A 7,343-nucleotide genomic window follows, 5' to 3' on the forward strand; every position below is an offset into this window, starting at 1 on the left:
GCCCGGCACGCTCACCGAAGTCTCCGATCACAGCCGGTCCAGAGCCGACGGCGGGTCCTCCATGGCGTCGGCCACCGAGCGCAGGAAACCGGCAGCCGCACCGCCGTCACACACCCGATGATCAAAGACAAAGGACAACTGCGTCACTTTCCGTACGGTCAACGCCCCGTCCACCACCCAGGGGCGGTCGATGATCCGGCCGATTCCGATCATCGCCACCTGGGGGTGGTTGATGATGGCGGCGCTGCCGTCGACCCGGAACGCACCGTAGTTGTTCAGGGTGAACGTGCCCGACGACAGTTCCGCCGGGGTGGACTCGCCCCGGCGGGCCCGGGCCGTCAGGTCACGGATCGCGACGTCCAGGCCGATTGTGGTCATCGTCTCGGCGGCGGTGATCGCCGGGACGACCAGGCCGCGGTCGGACTGGACGGCGATGCCCAGATTGATCCGGTCGAGTTCGACGATCTCCTGGCGTTCGGTGTCCAGGCGGGCGTTGAACACCGGGTATTCGCGCAGGCCGGCCACCACGAACCGGGCCACGTAGGCGAGCAGACCGGGCGATCCGGGGGTGGACCGGCCGCGTTCGCGCAGTTCCCACAGGGCGGTCGCGTCCACGTCCACCCAGATGGTCGCCTCGGGGATCTCGGCGCGGCTGCGGCTGAGCACCGCCGAGACCTGCTTCCGGAACCCGCTCAGCGGAACACGCCGCTCACCGCTGGCCGCCGTCGTCACCGGCTGTGGGGTGGGTGCCGTCACCGGCTGTGAGAAGGGTGCCGTCGCCGCAGCGACGTCACTCCGGGTGATCACCCCGCCGGGTCCGGTGCCGGTCAGGGAGGTGAGGTCCACGCCCTGTTCCCGAGCGAAGCGGCGAACCAACGGCGACAACACCATCGGCACGACTTTCCGGGCGGTGGGCTGCGAAGGCACAGTCTCCGGTGCGGCAGGTTGCGGAGGCGCGATGGTGAGTGCGGAGGGTTGCGGCGGCGCTGCTTCGGGCGCGGCGGGTAGCGGAGGCGCGGCCGTGGGTGCGGTGGGCTGTGGCGGCGCGGTTTGCGGGGCGGCGGGCTGTGGCGGCGCGGGGGAGAGGGGCAGGTCGGCCGGGCGGGAAGCCCGGGGGCGGCGGTGGCGGCCGGTGGCCCGGTCGGGGGTGGTGCCGTAGCCGATCAGGACGTTGCCGGAGGTGCCCGGCTCGGCCACGGTCAGCAGCGGGGAACCCACGTCCAGGGTGGTGCCCTCGGCGGCGTGCCGGGTGGCGACCCGGCCGGCGTGCGGGGACGGGACCTCCACCACCGCTTTCGCGGTCTCCACCTCGACCACCGGCTGGTCGACCTCGATCAGGTCGCCCTCGGCCACCAGCCAGCGGACGATCTCCGCCTCGGTCAGACCCTCACCCAGGTCGGGCAGCAGAAAGGTGGTCATGCGCCCTCACCTCGGTCGGGCGGCAGGAGGGTGGTCATGCGCCCCTCACCTCGGTCGGGCGGCAGGAAGGTGGTCACGCGTCCTCCCACTGCAGGTCGTCGACGGCGTCCAGGACGCGGTCCACCGACGGGAGGTGGAAGTGTTCCAGCTTCGGCGGCGGGTACGGGATGTCGAAACCGGTCACCCGCCTGATCGGGGCGTGCAGCCAGTGGAAGCAGCGTTCGGTCACCCGCGCCACCACCTCGGCGGACACGCTGCCGAACCCGGCGGCCTCGGCCACCACCACGGCCCGGCCGGTGGACCGGACCGCGTCACACACCGTGTCGTCGTCGAACGGGACGATCGACCGCACGTCGACCACCTGCAGACTGCGGCCCTCCTGCGCGGCGGCCTCGGCGGCCTCCAGGGCGACAGGCACGGCCGGACCGTAAGCGATCAGGGTGGCGTCGGTGCCGGGCCGCCTGATCACCGCCGTGCCGATCGGGGGAACCGGGGCGGTCAGGTCGGCTTCGGCCCGCGCGAAGTAGAGCTTCTTCGGCTCCAGGAAGACCACCGGATCGTCGGACGCGATGGCGTGCCGCAGCAGCCCGTACGCGTCGGCCGGATCGGACGGGGCGACCACGTGCAGCCCGGGGGTGTGCGCGTAGTACGCCTCCGACGAGTCGCAGTGGTGCTCCACCCCGCCGATGCCACCGGCGTACGGGATCCGGATGACGATCGGCACCGTCAGCTTGCCGCGGGTCCGGTTGCGCATCTTCGCCGCGTGGCTGACCACCTGCTCGAACGCCGGGTACGCGAACGCGTCGAACTGCATCTCCACGACCGGGCGCATGCCGTTCATGGCCATCCCGATCGCCATGCCGAGGATGCCGGACTCGGCGAGCGGGGTGTCGAAGCAGCGCTGGTCACCGAACTCCGCGGTCAGGCCGTCGGTGATCCGGAAGACGCCGCCGAGCGGGCCGACGTCCTCACCGAACATCACCACGGTGTCGTCGGCGCGCATGGCGTCGCGCAGCGCCCGGTTGAGGGCGGCGGCCATGGTGAGTTTTTCAGTCACGGGACACCTCGTCAGCCACCAGAGCCTGCTGGTCCAGCAGTTGCGGAGTGGGTTCGGCGTAGACGTGCGCGAAGAGATCCCGGTAGTCGGTCTCGGGTTCGCCGGCCAGCCCGGTGCGCATCCGCTCGGCCACCAGCGAGGCCTGTTCCACGTACGCCGCAATGGTGTCGTCGTCGAGCAGACCGCGACCCCGCAGGAACGTCTCCAACCGCATGATCGGGTCCTTGGCCAGCCACGGCGTGACCTCGTCGGCGGAGCGGTACCGGCCGGGGTCGTCGGCGTTGGTGTGCGCCTGCACCCGGTAGGTGTGCGCCTCGATCAGCTGCGGCCCGTCACCGGAGCGGGCCCGGTCGACGGCGGCGCCGAGCACGCTGAGCAGCGCGGCCACGTCGTTGCCGTCGACCCGCTCGCCGGGGATGCCGTAGCCGACGCCCTTGTGCGCGAGCGACGGCGCGGCGGTCTGCCGGTCCAGCGGCACCGAGATCGCGTAGTGGTTGTTCTGCACGAAGAACACCACCGGCGTACGGAAGACGGCGGCGAAGTTGAGGGCCTCGTGGAAGTCGCCCTCGCTGGTCGCGCCGTCGCCGCAGGTGGCCATCACCACCGTCGGTTCGCCGCGCAGCCGGGCCGCGTGCGCGACCCCGACGGCGTGCAGCAGATGGGTGGCGAGCGGGGTGGCCTGCGGCGCGACCCGGGTGGCGGCCGGGTCGTAACCGTTGTGCCAGTCGCCGCGCAGCAGGGTGAGCGCCTGCACCGGGTCGACACCGCGGGCCACGATCGCGGCGGTGTCACGGTAGGTGGGGAACAGCCAGTCGCCGTCGTCGAGGACCTGCACGCAGGCGACCTGGCAGGCCTCCTGGCCGTGCGACGACGGGTAGACCGCGAGCCGGCCCTGCCGGACCAGGGCGCCGGCCTGGTCGTTGAGGCGCCGGGCGGCGATCAGGGCAGCGTACGCGTGGAGAAGTGCCTGCGGGTCGGGCATGTCCTGGCCGACGGGAACGGGGTGGCCGTCCGGGTCGATGAGCGTCACCGGCTCCGTGGACGGCAGCAGGAGAGCTGCGTCACGTGTCATGCAGGGATTGTTTCCAGCGAGCCAATCGAACACCATAGGTGGCCGAAGAACGAGAAAAAGTTCCAGATTTCGGCCGTACGTGTGGCCGAACGTCCAACGGGTGAGGGAGCGACGATGCTCGACGATACCGATCGGCTGATTCTGCGGGCGCTGGCATCCGACGGCCGGATGTCGATGCGGACACTCGCCGAGACGTTGCACATCTCCCGGGCCAACGCGTACGCCCGGGTCGCCCGTCTCCAGCAGACCGGGGTGATCCGTGGATTCCACGCCGACGTGGATCCGGTCGCCGCCGGGCTGACCACCGCGGCCTATGTGACCCTCAACCTGCAGCAAGCCAACTGGCGCGAGGTCCTCGGCAAGCTGCGGGCATTGCCGGGTGTCGTGCACATCGGCCTGGTCGGTGGCGACTTCGACGTGATCCTTCTGGTCCGGGTCGCCGACAACACCGAGCTGCGGCACCTCGTGCTGGACGAGATTCAGGGCATGCCGGGCGTCATCAACACCCGCACGCTGCTGCTGTTCGAGGAGTCGACACCCGACCGGGAGGTTGCGGCGCCGCCTCCCGGTCGGTAGAGATGCACCGGTGAGGACGATTACGCGCGGTTTGGCGGTACTGGTGCTGGGTCTGGCGGGCTGCTCGTCGGAGCCCGCCGGAGAGCCGGCGCCCCAGCAGACGACGGGTCTCGTCGCCACCACGGTCGCGGCGACCGGGCAGGCGCCGTTCGACACCGACCGGCAGCTGATGGCGCCATCCGGGTGGACGGTCAGCGTGTTCGCCCGGGTGGACAAGGCGCGGCTGCTCGCGTGGACACCCGACGAGCGGCTGCTGGTGTCACGGCCCAAGTTCGGCGACGTGATCTCGCTCGGCAAGGACGCGACGCAGCAGACCCTGGTCAGCGGACTGAACCAGCCGCACGGGCTGGCATTCGACAAGGACACCCTGTACGTGGCCGAGAGTGATCAGGTCAATGCGTACACGTACGGCAAGGGTGTGGTCTCGGGTCGCCGGATCGTCGTGGACGATCTGCCGGACGACAAGAGCCCGGAACTGCGCGGCGCCTACTCGCACGCCCTCAAGAGCGTCACCGTGGGTAAGGACGGGGCGATCTACGTGTCGGTCGGGTCGACGGGCAACATCTCCGAGCAGGACCGGACTGCCACCCCGGAACGCGCGTCGATCCTGAAGGTGGCCCCCGGCGGCGGAAAGCCGACGGTCTACGCGCACGGAGTGCGCAACGGTACCGGGCTGGCCGTCGACCCGGACGGCGCGGTGTGGACCGCCGTCAACCACCGGGACAATGTCGGACTGCCCGCCGACGGGTACGGCGGCTACAAACACGACGTGGTACAGGCGTACGTCAACGACCACCCGATGGAGCAGCTGGCCCGGCTGACCGAGGGCCGCGAACTGGGCTGGCCGTACTGCAACCCGGACCCGCAACTGGAACCCACGGTCAGCTACAGCAACCGGCCGTTCCTGCGCGACGTGCAGACCAACCCGGACGGCACCAAACTCGACTGCGACAAACTGGCGCCGACCGAACAGGGGATGGGTGCGCACTCGGCCCCGCTCGGCCTGAGCTTCGTCACCCTCCCGGAGCCGGGCGCACTGGTCGGCATCCACGGCTCGTGGAACCGCAAACCGCCGCGCCCGCCGGAGGTGTCGTTCTACAAGTGGGAGAACGGCACACTCGGCCCCCAGCAGACCCTGCTCACCGGCTTCCAGCTGGCAGACGGCTCACGGTGGGGGCGCCCGGTGATGGCGGTGCAGGGACCGGACGGCGCCCTGTATGTCAGCGACGACCAGGCGGGCGCGATCTACCGGGTAACCACCGGGAAAGGCTGACAACCGGCGTCAGGTTTTGCTGGCAGGGTCCGGTTCATGGAACAGGATCTGACAGGGAAAGTTGCTCTCGTTGCCGGGGCGACGCGTGGCGCTGGGCGGCAGGTCGCCGTTCAGCTGGGGGCCCGGGGTGCGACCGTCTACGCGACCGGGCGCACCACCCGGGAGCAGCGTTCGGAGATGGACCGGCCGGAGACGATCGAGGAGACGGCGGAGCTGGTCACCGCTGCCGGGGGGACCGGGATCGCCGTTCAGGTCGATCATCTGGTGCCGGAGCAGGTGCGGGCGCTGGTCGAGAGAATCGATGCGGAGCAGGGGCGGCTGGACGTTCTGGTCAACGACATCTGGGGTGGCGAGCAGCTGTTCAGCTGGGACGAGAAACTGTGGGAGCACGACCTGGACAAAGGGTTGCGCATTCTCCGGCTGGCGATCGACACCCACATCCTGACCAGCCATTACGCGCTGCCGCTGCTGATCCGGCGGCCGGGTGGACTGGTTGTCGAGATGACCGACGGGACGCTGGAATACAACAGCGCCAACTATCGGGTGTCGTTCTTCTACGATCTCGCCAAGACCGCGGTGCTGCGGATGGCGTTCGCCCAATCCAAGGAGCTGGCGGAGCATGCGGGGACCGCCGTCGCGTTGACCCCGGGCTGGCTGCGGTCGGAGATGATGCTCGAGCATTACGGGGTGACCGAGGAGAACTGGCGGGACGCATTGACGGCCGAGCCGCATTTCGCGATCTCGGAGACTCCCGCCTATGTCGGGCGGGCGGTTGCCGCGCTCGCCGCCGATCCCGAGGTGGCCCGCTGGAACGGGCAGTCGCTGTCCAGTGGGCAGCTGGCGCAGGTCTACGGGTTCACCGATCTGGACGGCAGCCGCCCCGACGCCTGGCGCTATCTGGTCGAGGTGCAGGACACCGGTAAACCGGCCGACGTGACCGGTTACCGCTGATACAGGTCCCGGAGCCGTCGCGCGGCGGCCGCCATCCGCTCGCGCAACGGCTCCGGCTCCAGCACCTCCACCTCCGGGCCGAGACAGAGCAGCTGGTGGTACGCCACCTCCAGGGACTCCAGCGGCAGGCGTACGACAATCCGGTCCTGATCGTCGGGTTCGGAAGCCGTCTGTTCGGCGGCCCGGACCGCGGGCGGCTCCACCGCGTGCCGTAGCGCCCGCCGGCCCTCCGCGCTCAACCGCACGGTGACCTGCACGGTCGCCATCCGCCGGACGAAACCGTCGGCCCGTTCCGCCCACACCGCCGCCAGGTCGAACGACGCGTCCCGGTCGAAACGTTCGCCCGCCGTCACGTCGAGGATCCGGTCGGCGCGATAGATGCGCTGGTCACCGTCGATCCGGGCGACCAGGTACCAGACACCACCCTTCAACACGATGCCGTACGGCTGGACCAGTCGCGTCACCTCGCCGTCCCTCCGGCGGTACCGCACCGTCACGGTCAGGTCCCGCCAGACCGCTTCGACGAGCGCCGTCAGCACCGGCGGCGGTTCGGCGTCGTGGAACCAGCCGGGCACGTCCAGATGGAACCGCCGGATCGGCCGCGACCTGGCCGGCAGCGCCTTCAACGTGGCGCTGGCCAGCAGTTCGTCCAGGCCCATGTCCTTGGCCGGGCCGTCCAGGCCGAGCAGGAACAGCGCTTCCGCCTCGTCCGGGCTCAACCCGGTCAGCCGGGTCCGGTAGCCGTCGACGAGCCGGTAACCCCCGAGTCGCCCCTGCTCGGCGTAGACCGGCACGCCCGCGGCGCCCAGCTCACCGATGTCGCGGTAGACGGTCCGCTCGGAGACGCCCAGTTCGGTGGCGAGTTCGGCGGCGGTGGCCGAGCCCCGCGACTGGAGCAGCAGGACCATCTTGAAGAGGCGGGGCGCACGCACCCCGCCATCCTGCCGTGGCCGGTCAGCCGTTCGCGAACCAGATCGTCAGGGTTTGGCACAGTC

At 70.4% G+C, this 7,343-nt stretch carries 7 protein-coding genes; 3 read left to right on the forward strand and 4 right to left on the reverse strand.

What is annotated here, in order from left to right; genetic code table 11:
* Positions 1 to 27: 27 nt before the first annotated feature.
* The 3 genes from Aco03nite_RS48650 to Aco03nite_RS48660 all read right to left on the reverse strand — a co-directional run bounded on the left by Aco03nite_RS48650 (position 28) and on the right by Aco03nite_RS48660 (position 3,548).
* Positions 28 to 1,419: a dihydrolipoamide acetyltransferase family protein gene (locus tag Aco03nite_RS48650; protein WP_203809310.1), complete on the reverse strand. Its 1,392-nt coding sequence runs from the start codon at positions 1,417 to 1,419 to the stop codon at positions 28 to 30.
* A gap of 73 nt (positions 1,420 to 1,492) precedes the next feature.
* The gene (locus Aco03nite_RS48655) at positions 1,493 to 2,458 is read right to left on the reverse strand and encodes an alpha-ketoacid dehydrogenase subunit beta (protein WP_203809326.1); all 966 of its coding nucleotides are present in this window, start codon (positions 2,456 to 2,458) and stop codon (positions 1,493 to 1,495) included.
* A 10-nt stretch (positions 2,459 to 2,468) separates the two neighbouring features.
* Entirely contained in the window at positions 2,469 to 3,548 is a 1,080-nt protein-coding gene (locus Aco03nite_RS48660) for a thiamine pyrophosphate-dependent dehydrogenase E1 component subunit alpha (RefSeq protein WP_203809312.1), read from the reverse strand.
* 114 nt (positions 3,549 to 3,662) lie between these two features.
* On the opposite strand from Aco03nite_RS48660, the gene Aco03nite_RS48665 reads away from it, so the two are divergent.
* The 3 genes from Aco03nite_RS48665 to Aco03nite_RS48675 are packed head-to-tail and all read left to right on the forward strand — an operon-like array spanning position 3,663 to position 6,348.
* Positions 3,663 to 4,124 carry an Lrp/AsnC family transcriptional regulator gene (locus tag Aco03nite_RS48665; protein ID WP_203809314.1) on the forward strand — a complete coding sequence of 154 codons (462 nt, stop codon included), beginning with the start codon at positions 3,663 to 3,665 and terminating at the stop codon, positions 4,122 to 4,124.
* Between the two features lie 10 nt (positions 4,125 to 4,134).
* Positions 4,135 to 5,397: a PQQ-dependent sugar dehydrogenase gene (locus Aco03nite_RS48670; protein ID WP_203809316.1), complete on the forward strand. Its 1,263-nt coding sequence runs from the start codon at positions 4,135 to 4,137 to the stop codon at positions 5,395 to 5,397.
* 36 nt (positions 5,398 to 5,433) lie between these two features.
* On the forward strand, positions 5,434 to 6,348 hold the full coding sequence (locus tag Aco03nite_RS48675; protein ID WP_203809318.1) for an SDR family oxidoreductase: 915 nt from the start codon (positions 5,434 to 5,436) through the stop codon (positions 6,346 to 6,348).
* On the opposite strand, the gene Aco03nite_RS48680 is transcribed toward Aco03nite_RS48675, so the two are convergent.
* Complete coding sequence (locus tag Aco03nite_RS48680) at positions 6,339 to 7,280, reverse strand: helix-turn-helix transcriptional regulator (protein ID WP_486303520.1); 942 nt, start codon at positions 7,278 to 7,280, stop codon at positions 6,339 to 6,341. The two genes, Aco03nite_RS48675 and Aco03nite_RS48680, sit on opposite strands and share 10 nt — an antisense overlap.
* Positions 7,281 to 7,343: the final 63 nt, after the last annotated feature.

The organism is Actinoplanes couchii, from assembly GCF_016862075.1.
Lineage (GTDB): Bacteria > Actinomycetota > Actinomycetes > Mycobacteriales > Micromonosporaceae > Actinoplanes > Actinoplanes couchii.